The following is a 20,264-nucleotide window of genomic DNA, read 5'->3' on the forward strand; positions in this document are numbered from 1 at the left end:
CTCACTGCTCCTCCTTCCACGGAATCAGTCGGGGCTCCGGATCAAGAATTGATTCATAGTGTTCCAGGCTGCCCCACTCGCCGTGTGGATCAATTCGTTTATAACGCAAATATTTTCGAACCCGATCCTCCAGACTTCCTGCCCAGCCAAGATGCTGGACTTTCAATTCTGTGCTGATTCCGGGCAGTACAGTGCAGGGTAAGGGAAGGCGAGGCACATGATGATTTTGCTGCGGATAAAAGTAAGGATAACCCGGCATATATCGAACCAGAGAAGCGGTATGACGTCGGTGAAGCCCCCAAAGCTCATCTTCCCGATAGTGAGTTCGTCCGCCCCACATATCGTAGAAGCGGAAAGCGATCCAGTCCGCATGGTCCTGGTTAATCAGAGCGCGTATCGCTTTCTTCGCTTCCGTGCTATATAGCTCATCGGCATCAACCGAGAGCAACCAATCCGGCGAGGTACCTGCTGCTGCTTGCCATAGTGCATTGCGTAATCGCCATTCCTCCGCAAATAACGGCTTTTCCAGCACTTCCAGACGAACGACCTTTGGATAGGCTCTGCATAGATCGGGTGTTCCATCTGTGCTGGCATCGTCCACAATGACGATCTCATCCACAAACTCACTTAAATCGTCCAGCACTTCCTCCAGATATCGCCCTCGCTCGTTACGTACCTGAAGCATGGCGGTCAGTTTATTGCCCTGACTTTTACGAACCCGACGAACGGAAAACGGCTCTCTGAATAGGTCTGTATCCTGGTGTTTTGCAGCATGCTGCTGATCCCCTTGTCCCTCTGGGTCAGCATGCAGCGATTCCAGCGTTTCCGTTGGAGTATGAGTTGTTTCGGATCGTATATCCTTATGCACCATCGGTCCATTCACATGTAGTCTGCGCTTCTTCGGGTCCAGCATCATGGCACCTCCCCCAGCAATTGCTGGACGGCTTGATCCAACAGCTCCATCTCGACGATTCGCGCAAGAGCATCTTCATCCTCCAGTGCTGTCTCCAGAAATTGTCTCACCGCCCCGTGACGTTCTCCCCGCAGAGCCAGAGCTAGACCTGATAATTGCCGATAATCCTGTCGGCTGGGGCTATCCTGAATATCCACTGCATGCACCAAATCTAATGCATCTTCCACACGTCCAGTCTCCTGATAGATACGAAATTTCCAATGCCGTGCCGTTTCGCCTCCGAGTTCATCCAAAATGTGCAATGCGTTTCCATAATCATCATTCAGACGCAGCAGTTCTGCCCGGACAAGCTGTTCCTCTCCGGCCTCCAGCCAGCGACAGAGTTGTTCATAATGGTGCCGTTCCTGCTCGTTGCCTGCGCTGATTCCATAAACCTGCAGCGCATTCTCGATTTCCCCGGCCCTTGCATGAATGGCGGAGAGGAATCGATAGTGGGAGCTTACACAATCATTGCGCCCGTTTAATACCGCGTGGGAGAAGGCCTCCTTGAGTGAAGCGGCCGCTCTCGAATCCTCTAGCACATACTCATAGGCTGCCAGCAAAAAGGAAATTGTCTCATGCGCTCCTGCTTTGGATCGAAGCTGACGATAGAAGTCGGCCCGCACACTGCATTGCAGCTGGGTGACCGTATCCTGAACACCCGAGAGGGTCTGCCGCAGCGCATGCAGGAATAGCAGTTCATAGTCCCGGAGAGGGACCTCGAGGTCATCCTTTTGCATGACACCAGCAGGGGAGGAATCCTCACCATTCAGCCAGATGGCGCGTACACCCTGGAATACCAGCTTCATGTAGCGTGTTTCTGAAGTGGTGCCCACCAGATCGGCGATACCGACCAGTCTTGAAATACAGCTCTCCCATAAGGGGGACTCGGCTTCTTCACCAACCGGCTCGGGAAGAAGTACAATACAGAGCTCCGGATGGAGCGAGGCTGTGGCGGTAAGCCAGTAGGGATGAGCAACCACAGCAACCGTACGGGGCTCCTGCAGCAATTGTTCTGCTTCGGGAAGCGTGATGACGGTGATATTCGCAGGCATTTCCTCGGAGCGCTCCAGACTGCTGACATAGTAGACAGGCCCTTCCGCAACCATCAGAGCAGCGATGTCTGGATAGGGAAAAGCAGACCATCCTCCCTTCCGGGGGAAAAGAATATAACGAAAGGCAGACAGGTCCGTACTTGGCTCTTCTGCATCTACCCCTTGATGAGGCTCCGGGTCCGGGATCGGAGACAGCTCTTCCATCGATGAATCACCTCACTTGATTTACATTTTGTCCGTTCACGGATTGAAGCATCACCACCTGATAAACATCAGATTGGCGCTGCTTTGAATGATATCAATGAATCCAATAATTCAATATGTAATGCCCATTTTGCCCAGCGTATTTTATGCCTGACACTAACATATGGGCGTTCCGTCCCAAACATGAGCATCTTCCGTGAATAGACGAAGCTGGCAAGCTCAAAGATTAGGTTTATTTTTTTCTATTGTGTGACCATCGTCACTTTTTTTTGCTGTCATGGCAGGGTTTGTGATAATTGTCACATGTATAAAATAGTCTATCTGGCACAATACGTTCATCAATACGTGTTTGGCTGACAGAAACGGAAGAAGGGGCTTCAATGCCAAATACGAAAACTGCGATATGAACAGAAAGAAGGGGTAACGGTATGGATCCGATCATGTTATCGCGTATCCAATATGCGCTCACAACGATTTTCCATTTCTTTTTTGTACCGCTGTCCATCGGTCTTGTGCTGCTGGTAGCCATTATGGAGACGTTGTACGTAGTGAAGGGTAAGGAAGTTTACAAAACGATGGCCAAATTCTGGGGCAAACTGTTCCTGATTAACTTCGCCGTTGGGGTAGTAACAGGCATTCTGCAAGAATTCCAGTTCGGCATGAACTGGTCGGAGTACTCCCGTTTTGTCGGGGATGTATTTGGTGCGCCACTGGCTGTAGAAGCCTTATTGGCGTTTTTTATGGAGTCTACCTTTATTGGACTCTGGATTTTCGGATGGGATCGTTTGTCCAAAAAGGTGCACTTGGCGTGTATCTGGCTTGTATTTGTCGGCACATTCCTGTCCGCGCTCTGGATTCTGGCAGCCAATTCATTCATGCAGCATCCGGTTGGCTTCGAGATTAATAATGGCCGCGCCGAGATGAATGATTTCTTTGCACTGATAACGAATGGTCAACTGCTGGTAGAGTTCCCGCACACGATCTTTGGTGCCCTGATGACAGGTGCATTCGTCGTAACCGGGATTAGTGCCTACAAGTTGATGAAGAAGCAGGATGTGGAAATATTCCGCAAATCGTTCAACATTGCCATCATTATTGGCCTGGTTTCCTCGCTGGGGGTTGCCTTCTCGGGTCACTTCCAGGCGCAATATCTAGTGGAGACGCAGCCAATGAAAATGGCAGCCAGTGAAGGAACATGGACGACGACGGAAGACCCTGCACCATGGACCGTGGTAGCCTTTATCGACCCGAACAAACAGGAGAATTCCGGCGAAATCAAAATCCCTGGATTGCTCAGTTATCTGTCCTATAGCAAGTTCTCTGGCAGTGTCAAAGGCATGAAAGAATTGCAGGCGGAGTATGAGCAGACGTATGGTCCAGGAGACTACATTCCTCCGGTACGGACGACGTTCTGGAGCTTCCGCATCATGATTGCTGCGGGCGGCTTGATGATTCTGCTTGCTTTATACGGTACCTATCTGGCGATGCGCCGCAAGTTGGAGGGGGCAGGAAAATGGTTTATGCGCTTGATGGTGTTTGCCATTTCCCTTCCGTTTATCGCCAATACGTCGGGTTGGATTATGACTGAGGTGGGAAGGCAGCCGTGGACAGTATTTGGTTATATGACAACCGCAGCCGGGGTATCTCCGAACGTAAGCGCAGGCCAGATTTTGTTCTCCACCATTGCTTTTACAGCAGCGTATACGGTTCTCGGCATTGTGATGGTCTACCTGTTCGTTCGTGAAATCAAGGCAGGGCCATGTGCAGTCGAAAAGCCGGAGGAGCATGATGAATCGGCCGATCCGTTCGGCGTGGATGGGGGTTATTCTGTTGTCACTAAGTGAGTTGTGGTTTTTGCTGATTGCCGTCTTGTTTGTTGGTTTTTTCTTTCTGGAAGGTTTTGATTTTGGTGTGGGCATGTCCACTGCAATGATTGGAAAAACGGATCGTGAACGTCGTACCCTGATCAACTCGATCGGTCCGTTCTGGGATGGCAATGAAGTATGGCTGATTACGGCAGGGGGTGCAATGTTTGCAGCCTTCCCGCACTGGTATGCCACGCTGTTTAGCGGGTTTTATCTGCCGCTGGTCGTCGTGCTGCTGGCCTTGATCGGACGCGGAGTTGCCTTTGAATTCCGCAGCAAAATGAGACATGAACGCTGGCGCAAAACATGGGACATCATCATTGTAGTCTCCAGTGCGTTACTACCATTCTTGTTCGGCGTTGTTTTCGCTACCTTGATGAAAGGCCTGCCTATTGATGCGCAGATGCAGCTTCGTCCCAGCTTCCTGGACATCGTCAATCCGTATACGGTGGTAGGTGGGTTGAGCGTAACGTTGTTGTGTCTGGTGCATGGTCTGCTGTTTGCTTCCTTGCGGACCGTCGGAGATCTTAGAGAACGTGCCCTGAATAAGGCCAAAAAACTGATGTTGCCGCTGGCCGCGATCCTCGCGATCTACGCTGTGATGACATACTTCATGACCGATGTGTTTGCCGTACGCGGCTGGGCTCTCTGGATTATGGTTGTCCTTGGCGCTGCTTCATTGGGGCTGGCCGCTTACTTTGTGCGTCAGAAACGTGAAGCCTGGGCCTTCGGTATGACGGGAGCCTTGATTGCAATTGCGTTTGCCTCCGTATTTATCGGTCTGTTCCCAAGGGTCATGGTGAGTTCAATGGGTTCGGCGTTTGACCTGACAGTCTATAATGCTTCATCCGGTGCATATTCGCTTAAAGTGATGACGATTGTGGCTTGTACGCTGCTTCCGTTTGTACTCGGCTATCAGATCTGGAGTTATTACATTTTCCGCAAACGTCTGAACGATCAGCATCACCTGGAGTACTGATATGGGACGGGGGCTGCTGAAGCTGCCGGGCATCCGGCCAGTACTTGCGCTGGCCTCAGCGCTAGTACTGTTACAGGCGATGACGATTATCATGCAAGCGAAATGGCTGGCACAGGCGATTACGGCATTGTTTCAAGGTTCGCCCGTAACGGAGCAGTACCCGGTGCTGCTGTTGTTCCTGGCCGCTTTTGCCGCCCGCTATGCCCTGTCATTCTGGTTGCAGCTCATCGCTTCGCGGTACGCGGAGAAGACAGGAAACGATCTGCGTAGACAGATGGTGGAGCAGTGGTTCCGGCTGGGACCGCGTTTTGCCAAAACGGAAGGAACAGGGCACCTGGTAACCTTGGCACGCGAAGGAATAGCCCAGTATAAGACGTATCTTGAACTGTTTATTCCCCGAATGCTGGGGATGGGGTTCACGCCAATCGTTATTCTGTTCTATGTCTTCAAGCTGGATATGATGTCCGGGGTTATTTTGACGCTGACGCTGCCGATCCTGATTGTGTTTATGATTTTGGTGGGGTTGGCTGCACAACGCAAGATCGATGGACAGTTCAAGTCGTACAAAGCGCTGGCCAACCATTTCGTAGATACGCTCCGTGGGCTGGAAACACTCAAAACACTGGGACAAAGCGGTAAGCATGGGGAAACGATCATTCGGGTCAGTCAACGTTATCGCAAGGCTACGATGTCTACGCTGCGTATGGCTTTTCTGTCCTCCTTCGCACTTGATTTCTTCACCATGCTGTCGGTGGCTTCGGTAGCGGTTGGATTGGGGCTGCGCCTGACGGAAGGACATATGCTGCTTGGACCAGCGCTGACCGTACTCATTCTCGCACCGGAATACTTCCTGCCTGTACGAATGGTAGGCGCAGATTACCACGCTACACTGGACGGCAAAGAGGCCGGGGAAGCGATCAGCCAGATGATTGAACGAGGGAAAATGGCCGAACGTAAGCAAAAGGAAGCATACACAAGTGCTGTTCTGCATGGTGTGTCAGAAAAGAACGGAGAATCCTCTTCTTGTGAGCTTTCTTCTGGCCTAAGCGGTGTGGCTCCATCCACCATACGGGTGGTTTTACGTGAGGTGGATGCCCGAAGTGGCGTGGCTGCTTTCTCATCCAAACCCTCTTGGGAGGCAACGAGCAGACTGGCGCTCACTAACGTACAGGTACGGCATCAGGAATACGGGCCATGTTCGCTGAATGATGTGACGTTTCAGGTTTCTGGTCTTGGTAAAGTAGGGATTATCGGAGCGAGCGGAGCAGGGAAATCAACCCTGATTGATGTGCTGGCAGGTTTCCAGCAGCTTACTTCAGGTCAGATCTTATATAACGGCCAGCCCTTATCTCCAGAGATGGAAGATTGGAGAAAACAAACGGCGGCGATTCCGCAGCATCCAACTATTTTCAGTGGCAGCTTGGCGGATAATGTTCGGTTCTATATGCCTGAAGCTTCGGATGTGGAGGTGGCTGACGCCATTCACGCAGCAGGTCTGCATAAGCTTGCCTCCTCCTTGCCGAATGGGTTGCAGGAACCGATTGGGGCTGGGGGAAGGCAGCTCAGCGGCGGGCAGGAACAGCGGGTGGCCTTGGCGAGAGCTCTGCTTAGTGCCCGCCCGATCCTACTGCTGGATGAGCCGACTGCGCATCTGGATGTGGAGACCGAGTATGAACTGAAACAGACCATGTTACCGCTGTTTGAGGGTAAGCTGGTGTTTCTGGCAACACATCGACTGCATTGGATGCCGCATATGGATCGCATTATCGTGATGGATGGCGGCACGGTTGCAGAGACAGGAACACATGAGGAATTGTTGGCCCGACAAGGCGTATATTACCAGATGATTCAGGCCCAGATGGAGGCGGTGTAAGATGAAAGCCGGTTATGAGCTGACAGAAACAGCTCGGAGCGGGGGCAAAAAGAATAGCTGGATCACTCCGTACGTGGCACAGTACCGCTGGAGACTCTTTGCAGTCATTGCGCTGGGGATATGTGCTACATTGTGTGCTGTGCTGCTGCTCTTCACCTCCGGGTTTCTGATCTCCAAGTCAGCGCTCCGTCCTGAAAATATTTTGATGGTATATGTACCTATCGTGGGTGTTCGTGCATTTGGGATTTTCCGTGCCGTATTCCGGTATGTCGAACGTCTGGCGGGTCATGATGCGGTTTTGCGTATACTCGCGGATCAGCGCGTGAAGCTGTACCGGATTTTGGAGCCGCAGGCACTGTTCCTGCGCTCTCGTATGCAGACGGGAGACGTACTTGCTGCTCTTGCAGAGGATGTAGAACGACTGCAGGATATTTACCTGCGTACAGTATTTCCGGCGGTTACGGCGCTCATGATGTACGGTGGAGCTGTTGTGGCCTTTGGCAGCGTTGATCTGGGTTTTGCAATGTGGATGGGGTTGTATATGCTGTTTCTGGTTGCCGTGCTGCCAGCCATTTCCCTCCGAGTGACTTGGAAGTTGCGAGTGCGGCTGAAGCGGGAAAACGCCAAGTTGTACACTCGTCTGACCGATGGTGTGCTTGGCCTCGGAGATTGGATAGCAAGTGGACGAGCAGAAGAATTTGTGCGTCGGCAGGAAGAGACTGAAGGCCAGGCAGATATGATTCGCCTCCGCTTGCGGCAATGGACCCGCTGGCGTGATCTGGTTGCCCAATGTGTGATCGGACTAATGGTAGTATCCGTGACCTTATGGGCGGGAAGTGCGGCTTATGCCGGGCAGCTGCCTGCGGTTATGATTGCTGCATTTGTGCTGGTACTGTTTCCACTCACAGAAGCACTGCTGCCCGTAGGAGATGCGGTGGAGCATATTCCGCAGTATCGTGAATCGCTGGAACGCTTGCAGCATTTGGAAGGTGAAGAGCATAAACCAGAACAGTCTGGAACCGAAGGGGCGAATGCAGCAGCCGGAGCCAAAGCGGATATGACTTTAGGTGTATCAGGTAGTAATCTGGTAGCTGGAGAGCAGCTGGATTCCCTGAATCGCACGGAAAGAGCTTCGGATCGACGCATCCGCTTGCGCATTCCGCCCAGGCTACGAGCTGACATTCAGATCGATCAGGTGAGTTATCGTTATACGCCAGATGCTCCTTGTGCGGTGCAGGAGGTATCCCTTCATCTACCTCAGGGTAAACGCTTGGCTATTCTCGGTCGCAGTGGCGGTGGGAAATCAACCCTTCTGAAGCTCATTCAGGGAGCATTGCTCCCATCCGCCGGGAACGTATTCATCAATGATCTTCCAGTACAAACGGTGGGCGAAAATATAACGGATGTCATTGCGGTGCTGAACCAAAGTCCACATCTATTTGATACAACGGTAGCCAACAATTTGCGAATTGGCCGTCCGCATGCAACAGACGAAGAAATCCAGCGAGTGGCTGCGCAAGTAGGTTTATCCGATCTCATTGAATCCTTGCCGCAGGGTTATCATACCCCGATGCTGGAGACAGGACTTCGTTTCTCTGGTGGAGAAAGACAGCGAATTGCACTGGCCCGGGTGCTTCTTCGCGAAACACCTGTCGTTATTTTCGATGAACCAACGGTAGGACTTGATCCTGTGACGGAACGAGCCCTCATGCGGACGATTCTGGACAGCATGCAGGGCAAAACAATGATCTGGGTCACCCATCACCTGATGGGAGCGGAACGGATGGATGAACTTATTTTTATGGAAAATGGACAGATCACCATGCAGGGATCTCACGAACAATTGCTAGCCCGGGAAGAGCGTTATCGCCGTCTCGTTGAACTTGATCGACCGGGTTGGGCAGATGGGCAGCAACCTGCGGTCCCGCTACCACCTGTAGCCTCAAGATAAGAGCGAATATAAGGTGCAGGTGCAGGCAGGGGCGGGTATCGGAAGGGTAGGAGGCGTTTGCAGAGGCTTGTGCACGACAGTGTAGCTGTTACCCTCTTAAATGTTAGTTCAATTCATCAGCGACATAGCAAAGAGACGAGCCACAGGATCAGTGGGCTCGTCTCTTTTTTTACACCTTTTGTTGAAACGTTTGTTACTAATATTACATCTCCACCAGCATCAAAATAATGGACGAGAGGCAAAGGCAGGTACTGATGAGATACAGGACGCCAACCACCTGATTGTGATTCAGACCTGCACGCAGCAAGCGATAGTGAGCTTGACTTGCATCTGCCTGATAGATGGCTTTGCCTTGAATGAAACGTTTGATGACCACAAAAATGTTGTCGAAGATCGGTACGCCGAGTGCCAGAATCGGGATGAAGATGGACAACATGGTCGCTTGTTTGAATGCACCGTCCAGGGCGATTACCGCCAGGATAAAGCCGAGAAACGTAGCCCCTGCATCTCCCATAAACACTTTGGCTGGAGCTTTGTTATATTTCAGATAACCAAGGGTTACACCCACCAGCGTAATGGCCATGAGGGCAGAATCGGTTTGGCCTTTGGTTATTGCAACGATAAACAGTGTAATGGCTGAGATGGCGGACAAACCACCTGCCAGTCCGTCCATGCCATCCGTGAAGTTAATGACTGTCGTTACACCGAAGATCCACAGGATCGTCAGAATAAATTGCAGCCAGATCGGAAGCATAATGTATTCGGAGTTGAAGGGATTCACAAATCCTGTGAACGCAATGCCGGAAGCAAAAACGAGTACTGCCGCCGAGACTTGAATGATCATTTTAGGCAGGGCAGGGAAGTCTTTGCCTTTCGTTTTGTACCAGTCATCGACTGTACCAATCGTTAATAGAAGCATTCCGCCGGCGACCAGGGCCGCCGTTTCCCAAGAAATTTCTTTCGTAAGAACAATGTATGTCAGGAAGAATCCAGTAAATATCGCGTAACTCGCCGTCAGTGGAATGGGCTGCCTGTGCAGCTTACGCTCCACATCTTCTCGGGGCTTGTCCACAAAATCGAGCCGATGTGCCAGTCGACCAAGCGGCGGAATAAGCAGAACCACGACAGCAAAAGACAGCATAAAAGCCAGTATGTATACCATAAATTCGCTTGATTCACTCCTATCTACCAATTTCCCCCTATTATACGAGCTAAACAGGAAATCTGTCGATGTCATTATTGTAACCTAAGCTTCTACCCAGATAGTTTAGTATGTCCTCCCCTTTGTGAAAAACCAACCACCGGCCACGAAAACGATGAAAAGCACAAGATTAAATCCAACACCCTTGAGTAGTGAGCTGTTGAATAACAATGCTTCAAAAAAAGAAACAACATGAGCGCGTAGCGCAGGAATGGCTGTTCCGGTTGGAATTGCCACGATGAATAGCACCCACAGCAGCCAACCGGCAATGTGGTGGTAGCCAGAGATCAGCATGCTTAAGAGCGCCATCGTCATCAAATAAAAAATGGTTTGATAGAGGAAAGAACCTACAACGCCAAATTCATTCCAATGAAACGCTTCAATAAGATTTACGGTGTTTTTGTGGAGTACATTCACTTCAAGGACAGACCATAAAGAATTGAATAAAGCAATGGCCACTGCCCACACGATATAAACGAACTGAAGCCCGAAAAAATATTGTTTCCGGCTTGCTCCTAAATGTACGATGCGGTTGTAATAGCTAAGAGGAAGTACGATTGCGAAAATGAGCAAAATAAGTAGCAGCAGGTTGCCATCCGCGATTCCTGTGTTTTGACTGCTGTCTATGAAGAGGCCAACTATAAATTCCGCCAACCTGCCAAGGAGGATTAAAATAATGACCATCCATATATATATCCTCATTTGCAAATAAGTCGCCTTTAAATGAACGGTCAATGCACCCAATTTAACGACCTCCTTCGATCAAATACGAAAAAAACTTCTGAAGCGTCAAATTTTCAATAGTTATGTCTAGTTTGCGGGCCTGCAACCTGTCCTCATCGTTGAATTTTTCGTAGATGGCGGCAAGCTTTCCGTGGCCATAAGATTCTGTATGTAATACTCGCTTTCCTTTTGTGAACAATGCTACGGCATCTGAATTTCCACGAATCAAATTAGCTGCCATCCGTATCTGATTCATCTCGTCATGAAGCAGGAGGGAGCCCTCATCAATGATATAGACTCTTTCTGCGATTGGGGCGATTTCATCAATCAAATGCGTAGAAAGTAAAATCGTACGGGGATGATTGGCGTAATCCTCCAAAAGCTCCTTGTAAAACCTTTCCCGCATCAATACATCAAGTCCAAGCACCGGTTCGTCAAATAATGTCAACGATGATCGGCTAGACAGACCGATGATGTTTCCTACGAGTGATTCTGTGCCTCTTGAGAGCTGTTTGATTTTTTTGTTGGGATCAAGCTCAAACGTTTGATGAAGCTTATGAGCAAACGTCCAGTCCCAATTGGGATAGAAATTTGCAGCGAACTGCAAAATCTGAATCAATCGAGCTCCTCCAAATAGCTTGTTATTCTCCCGTACGAAACAGCAATCTTCTGGTAGGGCTCCTTTACCCAACTTTTTACCTCTTATCTTAATGGTGCCTTCGTTCGCGAAGAGTCCACCTGCTATGATGTTTAGCAAGGTTGTTTTGCCTGCGCCGTTTCGTCCGAGCAAGCCGTAAATAACGTTTTCCTCGAGCTGTATATCCAGATCCCGTAATGCATAGGTTCGACCATATTTCTTATTTAATTTGTCGCAACTCACCAAGATGCTCACAATGAATTCATTCCTTCCTTAATTGTTTAATCATCTCAATGATATCCTCGGTTGCCAGTTCAAGTTTGTCAGCTTCACAAATGAGATTGGACAGCAATTCTTTATAAAAACGATTTCTTCGCTTATTCTTAATCTTTTGTTTGGCATCAGACGAGACATACATGCCAAGCCCTCTTTTTTTATACAATATTTCTTCATTTACGAGCAGGCCAATTCCCTTCACAACAGTCGCTGGATTGATTTGAAAGAGCTGAGCAAACTGAGCAACGGAAAGAATCTGCTCGTCCTCTCGGTAAGTTCCGTTGAGAATATCGTCCTCAATGATATCTGCTACTTGTTGAAAAATTGGCTGCTTTTCGTCGAAAGTGACGCTCATTACCTCACCACTCAGCATTGTAGTTTGTTACACATCTAGCAGAAAAACATAACTTATATGCGAAAATTTGTCAATAAACAATAATTCTTAGGGGTGTATGATGATTTTTTTTACATGGAGTCCAGTTATTGACAATTGTTTGCAATGGAATTATAGTATGCTACATGAGTGACATACTCATACACTAACATACTTACATAAATAAAAATATACTTGCCAAAGGGAGCACCAGAAGTATGACAAATATATAACGGGGAGAGAGAAATTTATGAAAACATTGATCGAATTTAAAAGTGTAACAAAAGAATACAAAATTGGTGAAGTGCCGATCAAAGCGCTGAACGGTGTGGACTTTTCCATTAACGAGGGTGAATTCGTTGTTGTTCTTGGTGCAAGCGGAGCAGGTAAAAGCACGATTCTCAATATACTTGGTGGCATGGATACGGCCACCTCGGGTAAAGTGACTGTTGGCGATAAGGATATTACTAGCTTCAACGAAAAGAAGCTTACGGGATATCGCGCCGAGAAGGTAGGTTTTGTCTTTCAATTCTATAACTTAATCCCCAATTTGAATGCTTTAGAGAACGTTGAATTCGCCACTGAAGTATGCAAAGACCATTTGGATGCCAAAGAGATATTAAATAAAGTCGGCTTGAAGAATCGGATAAAAAACTTCCCGTCCCAGCTCTCCGGAGGAGAGCAGCAGCGAGTTGCTATAGCACGCGCCGTTGCAAAGAACCCTCTGCTATTGCTATGCGATGAGCCGACTGGTGCGTTGGATTATGTAACTGGCAAGTCGGTTTTGAAGCTGCTTCAGGATTTGAATACGGAAACGAAAAAATGTGTTGTGCTGGTCACGCATAACTCTGCGATTGTGCCGATGGCGGATAAAATCATTCGGGTGAAAAGCGGGAAAATCGAAAGCGTAACGGTCAATGAGCATAAACAAAGCGTTGAAGGGATTGAGTGGTGATGAAATTATTCAAAAAATTGATAAGGGATATCAAGCAATCAATCGGTCAATTTCTGGCCTTTGTATTGGTTATCACCATAGGCGCTTTTTTCTACACGGGGCTGGTAACGTTAAGTGATAACCTTAGCTCTTATTCAAAGAATTACTTTCAAACTCATAATTTAAGTGACTTAAACGTTTACTACGACCAAGTATCCAAGCAGGATATGTCGAAGTTGAGTGGAATTGAAGGGATAAAAAAGGTGGAGGGACGGTATACCTTTGATGCGATGCAATCATTTGGTGATACTAAAGCGGCTTTAAAAATCCACTCCATCCCCGCAGTTAATAATATTAATACATCTGCAATAGTTGAAGGTAAGATTCCATCCAGCATGGATGAAATCTTGCTGGATTCCCATTACGCCAGAGAACATCAGTACAGTGTTGGAGATCAAATAAATTTGATTGTTAATAACGCAAATATGCCATTCACCATTAGCGGCTTGGGCGAAAATGTGGAATATGCCAAAAAGAACGAAACTCAGGACCATAAAACTTCCGGATTCGCATATGTCGCTGAAGCGGGAATTCCTCGAATCGCAGGTAGCCTTTATTATAATGAGGTTTTGATTGATGCGGAAGAAGGATACGATATAGAACGATTAGGCAAAAACGTTGAAGCGCAGTCCCAACAACTTTCTTATGTAAGTCAAATAAGTAAAGAGCGAACATTCAATTACTCGCAGCTTCAACAAACAGTTTATAACAATAAATTGATGAGTAGGGTTATTCCGCTGGTTCTCTTTATCATCGAAGCAATCATTCTCTTCCTCACCATGTCTCGGATCATCGATTCGCAAAGGAACCAGGTAGGAATTATGAAGGCTTTAGGAGTGAAGAACAGTAGCATCATGCTCCATTACATGGGATTCCCGATACTTGTCGGTATCATAGGCTCCCTTCTTGGTTGTATCGTTTCGGCAATCATATTTGTTCCAATGATTGAGGCGTCAAATGCCAGATCCTACTCATTACCGAATATAACATTCTCCTTATCCCCCTTCTCAATCATTATGCCTGTTCTATTCTCGAGTGCATTCGGCATGTTGGCTTGTTACTTGAGCGGCATAGGGATTCTGCGAGAACACGCAGCACAGGCCATGAGGCCTAAACCGCCGAAGAAAATGAAAAAACTGCTTATTGAGCGGCTTCCGAAAATGTGGGGAAGTATTTCCTATAGCAATAAACTTATTTTGAGAAACATCTTTCTTAACAAACAAAAGGCAATAGCAAGCTCCGTAGGTGTTGTGGTGAGCACGGTGCTGTTGATCACTGCATTTGGTACTCAAACGTCCTTACAAAGGGTCGCGGACCAGATCGAAGAGGTGAATACCTATGATCTGAAGGTCGAATACACGAAAGGGGCAGAGCTTGGAAAGGTGGAGTTACCCACTGGGATTAAAAGCAGCTATGTTCAATCGACCTTTCCTGTGGAGTTTACCAAGGGCGATGAACATGAGAATGCCACGTTGACCGTTACGGAGAAAGATAACACTCTTATCCAATTTTTTGACGAGAAAGACAACCCGATGACACTTATGGACAATGGCGTGCTGATACCCAAATCGTATGCAAATCAATATAAAGTTAAGGTAGGGGATACGATTCAAATTCGATTTACCGATCCGTCGTTTGAAAATAAAACAGTCGATATGAAGGTTGCACAAATATCCAATCAGTATTCCAATCCATCTTTCTTTAGTTCGATAGCGTATCTGAATAGTTTTAACATCGACTATAAGCCAACATCGATTCTAGTGAAAGCCAACAATGCCGCAGATCTTCCTAACGTTCGACAGTTTTTTGAACAAGATAAACAGGTAGATACAATCGCGGATAAAGATGATTTGAAAAAGTCCGCACAATTTATTTTGAAGCAAAATAGTTTTATCTTCATTATGTTTATCATTAGTGCGGTTATTCTTTCGTTCGGCGCCATTTACACCATATCCTCCATCAACATTTATGAAAGAAATCGCGAGCTGGCTACTCTTAAGGTATTGGGTTATCAAAAATATAAAATAAATCGACTTATCTTTTCCGAGAACATGATACTGACTACCTTTGCGGTCATTATAGCACTACCGATTAGCGTCTACATGTATTCCATTATAATTGAGGCGCTGTCGAGTACGCATCAACAAATCCCGGATCAAATAAATATGTTTGTTATGCTGATATCAATCACGATTGCATTTTTACTTACCGGGCTCTCTAACTTGATGCTTCGGAGAAAGGTATCCCGAATTAACATGATTGAATCGTTAAAAAGTTTAGAATAAAACGGGCAGTAAAGAGTGGATTATTGCCAATTATATAAAAACGACAAGTGTGATTTGATTTCACACATAGTAAGTCGTTCTTCAAATATGTCTTGATGCCTATTGGAAAATTAACGGTAAATTTTTGGTGAAACACTGCAAGCCTTCGAGCTGTAGTGTTTTTTACTATATCCACCTAAGTATTTGTTTGTTATTCATATAACCGGCTTAAACAGATCTAGAGCTGGGCTGGTTAAGGGGTTAGAGTTTCTGGGGCAGATAGGAGCCAAAGAGGGAAATCGCCGCATCTGCGCTATAACCGTCATCGCCCTGCCAGGTTGCAGCAAAGTGGAAGTCGCTGTAACTGCCTCTGCTTTTTCGTGGCGTATCCTGCGGCACAAGCAGACCGGATGCACCCCAGATTTCGAGGATGGCGTCGCGTTCCTGTTTGCTCGAAGGAAATAAGCCTTTCCAGCGTTTCTCTAACCCGCGTGCGCTGTCGTGAGGCTCGCAGGTTTGCGCTGCTTCAAGCATGCTCACAAGTATAGCGATGTCTGCGTCAGTCACTTCATAGATGGCTTCCTTGCTAGCCAGCAGTAGATCCAGATCCATCAGGCAGTATAACAGGTTGTTGTGGCGGACTCCGCCCCATTTCACCCGTTCAAAGTTCAATACGTTCAGATCGACGTCCGTGTACGTCTTGTCCGATTGCAGGCGCAGGAAGTTACAATCCCCACAGGAGCTGGTGTTGGCATGCAGTGCTCGGCGTTCCTCATAGGTATGCAAAGGCAGCTGCGATGTTAAAGCCCAGCTGGAAAGGGCGCTGCGCAGATAACCTTTTTTGGTAGATAAACTGTGTAAAAATGCTGATACTACCCGTCGCTTGATGGAGTTGTCCTGATGAATCTCATGCAAACGCGCGACGATCTCATCATGGGTAATGGTCAGTGGATCGAACATGACACCTCTGCTTTTGGCATATTCAAAGTCATCCCCTGAGAAGGGAGCAGATATTGTTTTCCAGCCGCCGCTTCCCCAAAAGGTGCCTAGCAGGATTTTTGCTGCTTTTTTATCCAAGAAATAAACCTCCTTTATACAATCGATAAGATGATGGATCGCATGATTAAGCTTCGTTTTCCTTAATGTACATATTCCTTGGTTGTATTCAGAATCAGTTCAACAAGACCTGGAAAACGGGAGTTCAAGTCTTCTTTTCGCAGAGAATAGAAGTGCTGCTTACCTTCAATGCGAGGCCGGATAAGGCCTGCTTCACGTAAGATTTTGATGTGATGAGACAACGTTGATTTGGAAATATGGTCTACTTCGAAGGCGGAACAGTTTTTCTCGCCAGAGCTGGCCAGACAGTGTGCAATTTTCATCCGTACCGGATCACCGAGTGCGTTGCAAACCGTGGTCAGATTCAATTCCGAAGCCATAGGTATCGTTGGAGTTTTCATATCTATGACGGTAGCATATTCGACAAGCTCTTTCAATGTTTGAATTTTTTCGAACTGAGGGTTGTTATTGATGCAGAAAGTATGTTACATTTCATCTCAGTTAGTTTGAAATTTTTCGAACTTAAATCGAAATCGGCTTATATACCTCAGGAGGAATACCCATGACTACCTTGTTAAACAACTATTTCCGTCTATTTGACGCTTCCCGTACTGACGAACGCGCGATGCAGGATCTATTGTCCCTGTTTACACCCGATGCAGAGATTGTGCTTAATGGAACCAGCAGAACAGGATTCGATGGTTTTATGAAAGCTTTCTATGAATACAATAGCGATGTGAAACACATGTGGGACCAATGGAAGCTTCAGCCGGACGGTAGCTATCAAACAAACTGGGCGGTATGCGGACAAGCTGCGGACGGAACGGTGTATGCCAAAACAGGCATCGATATCGCTCGTGTGAATGAGGCGGGGAAGATTGTATATTTGGAAAATGTGCAGGCAGATAAGGATGCATTCAGCAAATATAATGGATGATTGCAATAGTTAGCATATGGATGCATACATTCTTTTCTAGTTCTTTTTAATGAGATACTTCATTATCTATCTTGTATATCATGTCACCATTGCTGATGGTGTGGTGGGCAATGCAACTATGGTACTTGGGGTATTTGTACAAAAAAAGTACATGAAGAAGGGCCACCCATATGTCATAGACATAGTGGGATGGCCCTCTTTAACGTGCAGCGATTCGTTGCCGTAGCAAGTCACTTCTGCATCGTTTTATTCTGAAAAGCAGCGATATCGGCATACTCTTCTTCAAACTTGCGGGAGATGCGGATGAAGATCGGCAGCAGTTCACGATAGATGCGAACGCTATCTGGGTCTGGCTGATGACGATGGGTCGATCCAATCATGCCGGAGACGGCGCTGAGGGAATCGATGCGGCCAAGAGCATAAAGCCCCAACACGGCTGCCCCAAGGCAGGAACTCTCGATACTCTCGGGAATGATGACATCCTGGTCAAAGATATCTGCCATCATCTGGCGCCACAGCTCAGAGCGGGCGAAACCGCCTGTCGCCTGAATCTTTTTGGGACGCCCGATTTTCTCTTCAATCGCCAGCATGACGGTGTACAGGTTAAACAAGACACCTTCAAGAGCAGCGCGAATCATATGCTCCTTCTTATGATGCAGCGTCAGGCCGAAGAATGAACCACGTGCATTCGGATTCCAGAGTGGGGCCCGCTCACCCGTCATGTACGGATGGAACAGCAGGCCTTCCGAGCCTGGAGGTACATTTTCGGCGACGCGGGTTAATACTTCATACGGATCAATTCCGAGTCGTTTCGCTGTCTCTACCTCGGATGCCGCAAACTCATCCCGAATCCAACGGAATATAACCCCGCCATTGTTGACCGGACCGCCAATCACCCACGCATCCTCAGTGAGCGCATAACAGAAGAAACGCCCTTTCGGATCGGTGACCGGCTTGTCCACGACGGTACGAATCGCTCCGCTGGTCCCGATGGTAACCGCTACGACGCCTGGATCAATGGCGTTAACGCCAAGATTGGAGAGCACGCCGTCACTTGCCCCGATGACAAATGGTGTCGAATCCGCAATACCCATCTCCTTGGCATACTCAGGATTCAAGCCTTTCTTAAGTACATGTGTCGTCGGCACGAGGCGGGACAGGTGATCCGGAGTGATGCCTGCGACATGGAGAGCTTCCTCGTCCCAGTCGAGCTTTTCGAGATTCATCATCCCCGTGGCAGAGGCCATGGAGTGGTCAATTACATACTCGGAGAACAATTTATAAAATACGTATTCTTTCATTGAAATAAATTTGTGCGTCTGTTTGAACAGTTCCGGTTGATCTCTGGTTAGCCACATGATTTTGGTCAGAGGTGACATCGGATGAATCGGTGTACCGGTTCTCAAATAGATTTCGTGACCGTTCATTTCGGTTTTGAGTGCTTCTGTCCACTCGGCACTGCGATTGTCTGCCCAAGTCATCGCCCGCATCAGTGGTTTGCCGTGTTCATCAACAGGCAGAATGCTGTGCATGGCTGAACTGAACGATACAAACAGGATTTCATCCGGTTTGATGCCCGCTTTGGAGGTCGCTTGTTTAACTGATTCTACTACGGCTTTGAAAATATCTTCTGCATCCTGCTCTGCAATCGCAGGAGTAGGGGTATACAGCGGGTAATCGGCACCGCCTTGAGCCACAATGGTTCCGTTCTGTTCGAACAGGACAGCCTTGGTGGAGGTGGTGCCGATATCTACGCCGATCATATAGGGTGAAGAAGCCATTTTGTCCTCCCTCTTTCTAGAATATATAAGTTAAATGAATGCTGTTACACGTTTACACTCCGGGTACAGAAAGCCTTCCGATCGCCGTTATCCCCAAATTTCTTTGATCCCTCTTCAAAAGGAGAAATTTGGTTATAAATGCGAAGCATATGCTTCCGAAGTAGCTTTCCTCTGGAAAGCTTTTAACTTCATTTCTTCAGGCCTTTTCTGTCCCCTCCGCCCACGTGGCGCTATTCACCTAACTTATATGGCATCTGGTATTTATCTATAGATAAGAATATCAGACTTGAGGGATGGATCAAAATGCGCTATCCCTAATCCTTTACAGCACCTGCGGCAATATCGGAGATAAACTGGCGGCTGATGAACAGGAACATCACGATCAGCGGAATAACAGCCAGCAATGTACCCGCAATAACCATCGCGTAATCCGTATTGTACAGTCCGTTTAATTGAGACAACGCAATCTGCAGTGTATACTTTCGAGCATCCGTCAGGACGATCAGGGGCCAGAGATAATCATTCCATACGCCAATAAATGTGAACGCACCGAGGAAAGCAAACGCAGGCCGCAGAATGGGCAACGCTACATTCCAATAGAGCCGGAAAAAATTACAGCCATCGATTCGCCCGGCGTCCAGCAGGTCATTCGGTATGGACTCCGTGGCATATTGGCGAATCCAGAAGATGCCGAAGGCGTTCACCATGCCCGGAATAATGAGGGCTTTGAAGGAACCGACCCATCCGAACGTGGCCATGAGCACGAAGGAAGGGACCAGCGACAGCTGGGAAGGCACCATCATGGTGGCGAGCAGCAGGACGAAGAGCCATTTTTTACCCGGGAATTCAAACTTCGCAAACGCAAACCCTGCCAGTGAATCAAAAAACAGTACCAGTACCGTCACCAAGCCCGACACAAACAACGTATTCATGAATGCGCCCCAGAAATCAATCTGCTGAAGCACCCGACTGATATTGTTCCACAGTTCGCCCCCGAACCAGAGCTGAGGTGGGAACTTATAAATGTCGGACGTCGTCCGGGTAGACATTACAATCAGCCAATAGAACGGGAACATGGAAATGAGCATGCCCCCGATAAGACCGATATACAACACCAGCGATTTGAGAGATTTGGACGTCATG

General features: G+C 47.8%; 17 protein-coding genes. 7 read left to right on the forward strand and 10 right to left on the reverse strand.

All coding sequences use genetic code 11. The features are described from left to right. Position 1: 1 nt before the first annotated feature. Complete coding sequence (locus MHB84_RS14695) at positions 2 to 913, reverse strand: glycosyltransferase (RefSeq protein ID WP_083678738.1); 912 nt, start codon at positions 911 to 913, stop codon at positions 2 to 4. Continuing rightward, the gene (locus tag MHB84_RS14700) at positions 913 to 2,211 is read right to left on the reverse strand and encodes a hypothetical protein (protein WP_076287414.1); all 1,299 of its coding nucleotides are present in this window, start codon (positions 2,209 to 2,211) and stop codon (positions 913 to 915) included. The genes MHB84_RS14695 and MHB84_RS14700 overlap by 1 nt, the downstream gene beginning before the upstream one ends. 428 nt (positions 2,212 to 2,639) lie before the next feature. Here MHB84_RS14700 and MHB84_RS14705 point away from each other — a divergent pair, with 428 nt between their 5' ends. From MHB84_RS14705 to cydC, 4 genes are read left to right on the forward strand one after another with little or no spacing between them, the layout of a single operon-like run. After that, positions 2,640 to 4,055, forward strand: coding sequence for a cytochrome ubiquinol oxidase subunit I (locus MHB84_RS14705; RefSeq protein WP_076287415.1), 1,416 nt, complete (start codon positions 2,640 to 2,642; stop codon positions 4,053 to 4,055). After that, positions 4,039 to 5,055 carry a cytochrome d ubiquinol oxidase subunit II gene (cydB, locus tag MHB84_RS14710; protein ID WP_076287710.1) on the forward strand — a complete coding sequence of 339 codons (1,017 nt, stop codon included), beginning with the start codon at positions 4,039 to 4,041 and terminating at the stop codon, positions 5,053 to 5,055. Before MHB84_RS14705 ends, cydB begins: the two co-directional genes overlap by 17 nt. Position 5,056: 1 nt before the next feature. Further along, positions 5,057 to 6,928, forward strand: a complete 1,872-nt coding sequence (gene cydD, locus MHB84_RS14715; RefSeq protein ID WP_076287416.1) for a thiol reductant ABC exporter subunit CydD — start codon at positions 5,057 to 5,059, stop codon at positions 6,926 to 6,928. Position 6,929: 1 nt separating this feature from the next. Then, positions 6,930 to 8,879, forward strand: a complete 1,950-nt coding sequence (gene cydC, locus MHB84_RS14720; RefSeq protein ID WP_076287417.1) for a thiol reductant ABC exporter subunit CydC — start codon at positions 6,930 to 6,932, stop codon at positions 8,877 to 8,879. A 202-nt stretch (positions 8,880 to 9,081) separates the two neighbouring features. Here the strand turns inward: cydC and MHB84_RS14725 are convergent, their stop codons facing one another. The 4 genes from MHB84_RS14725 to MHB84_RS14740 all read right to left on the reverse strand — a co-directional run bounded on the left by MHB84_RS14725 (position 9,082) and on the right by MHB84_RS14740 (position 12,071). Continuing rightward, positions 9,082 to 10,041 (reverse strand): MraY family glycosyltransferase, encoded by a 960-nt coding sequence (locus MHB84_RS14725; protein ID WP_076287418.1) that lies wholly within the window; start codon positions 10,039 to 10,041, stop codon positions 9,082 to 9,084. A gap of 105 nt (positions 10,042 to 10,146) precedes the next feature. Continuing rightward, a complete protein-coding gene (locus MHB84_RS14730; RefSeq protein WP_076287419.1) occupies positions 10,147 to 10,824 on the reverse strand; it encodes a hypothetical protein in 678 nt (225 codons plus the stop codon). 1 nt (position 10,825) lies between these two features. Beyond that, a complete protein-coding gene (locus MHB84_RS14735) occupies positions 10,826 to 11,683 on the reverse strand; it encodes an ABC transporter ATP-binding protein (RefSeq protein WP_341143050.1) in 858 nt (285 codons plus the stop codon). Positions 11,684 to 11,702: 19 nt separating this feature from the next. Beyond that, positions 11,703 to 12,071, reverse strand: coding sequence for a GntR family transcriptional regulator (locus MHB84_RS14740; RefSeq protein WP_256716709.1), 369 nt, complete (start codon positions 12,069 to 12,071; stop codon positions 11,703 to 11,705). Between the two features lie 268 nt (positions 12,072 to 12,339). Between MHB84_RS14740 and MHB84_RS14745 the strand changes: the two genes are divergently transcribed. Further along, positions 12,340 to 13,044, forward strand: coding sequence for an ABC transporter ATP-binding protein (locus tag MHB84_RS14745; protein ID WP_076287422.1), 705 nt, complete (start codon positions 12,340 to 12,342; stop codon positions 13,042 to 13,044). Further along, entirely contained in the window at positions 13,044 to 15,368 is a 2,325-nt protein-coding gene (locus MHB84_RS14750; protein ID WP_076287423.1) for an ABC transporter permease, read from the forward strand. The genes MHB84_RS14745 and MHB84_RS14750 overlap by 1 nt, the downstream gene beginning before the upstream one ends. Before the next feature lie 240 nt (positions 15,369 to 15,608). Here MHB84_RS14750 and MHB84_RS14755 read toward each other — a convergent pair whose 3' ends face one another. Together MHB84_RS14755 and MHB84_RS14760 are read right to left on the reverse strand one after the other, a co-directional pair. Then, the gene (locus MHB84_RS14755) at positions 15,609 to 16,424 is read right to left on the reverse strand and encodes a hypothetical protein (protein ID WP_076287424.1); all 816 of its coding nucleotides are present in this window, start codon (positions 16,422 to 16,424) and stop codon (positions 15,609 to 15,611) included. Positions 16,425 to 16,486: 62 nt separating this feature from the next. Continuing rightward, a complete protein-coding gene (locus tag MHB84_RS14760) occupies positions 16,487 to 16,804 on the reverse strand; it encodes an ArsR/SmtB family transcription factor (protein WP_076287711.1) in 318 nt (105 codons plus the stop codon). A 161-nt stretch (positions 16,805 to 16,965) separates the two neighbouring features. Between MHB84_RS14760 and MHB84_RS14765 the strand changes: the two genes are divergently transcribed. Next, a complete protein-coding gene (locus tag MHB84_RS14765) occupies positions 16,966 to 17,340 on the forward strand; it encodes a nuclear transport factor 2 family protein (protein WP_076287425.1) in 375 nt (124 codons plus the stop codon). A gap of 230 nt (positions 17,341 to 17,570) precedes the next feature. Here MHB84_RS14765 and gntK read toward each other — a convergent pair whose 3' ends face one another. After that, on the reverse strand, positions 17,571 to 19,121 hold the full coding sequence (gntK, locus tag MHB84_RS14770) for a gluconokinase (protein ID WP_076287426.1): 1,551 nt from the start codon (positions 19,119 to 19,121) through the stop codon (positions 17,571 to 17,573). A 314-nt stretch (positions 19,122 to 19,435) separates the two neighbouring features. After that, the gene (locus tag MHB84_RS14775) at positions 19,436 to 20,263 is read right to left on the reverse strand and encodes a carbohydrate ABC transporter permease (RefSeq protein WP_072733733.1); all 828 of its coding nucleotides are present in this window, start codon (positions 20,261 to 20,263) and stop codon (positions 19,436 to 19,438) included. Position 20,264 lies beyond the last annotated feature (1 nt).

This window comes from Paenibacillus sp. FSL F4-0087 (assembly GCF_038020215.1).
Classification (GTDB): Bacteria; Bacillota; Bacilli; order Paenibacillales; family Paenibacillaceae; genus Paenibacillus; species Paenibacillus taichungensis.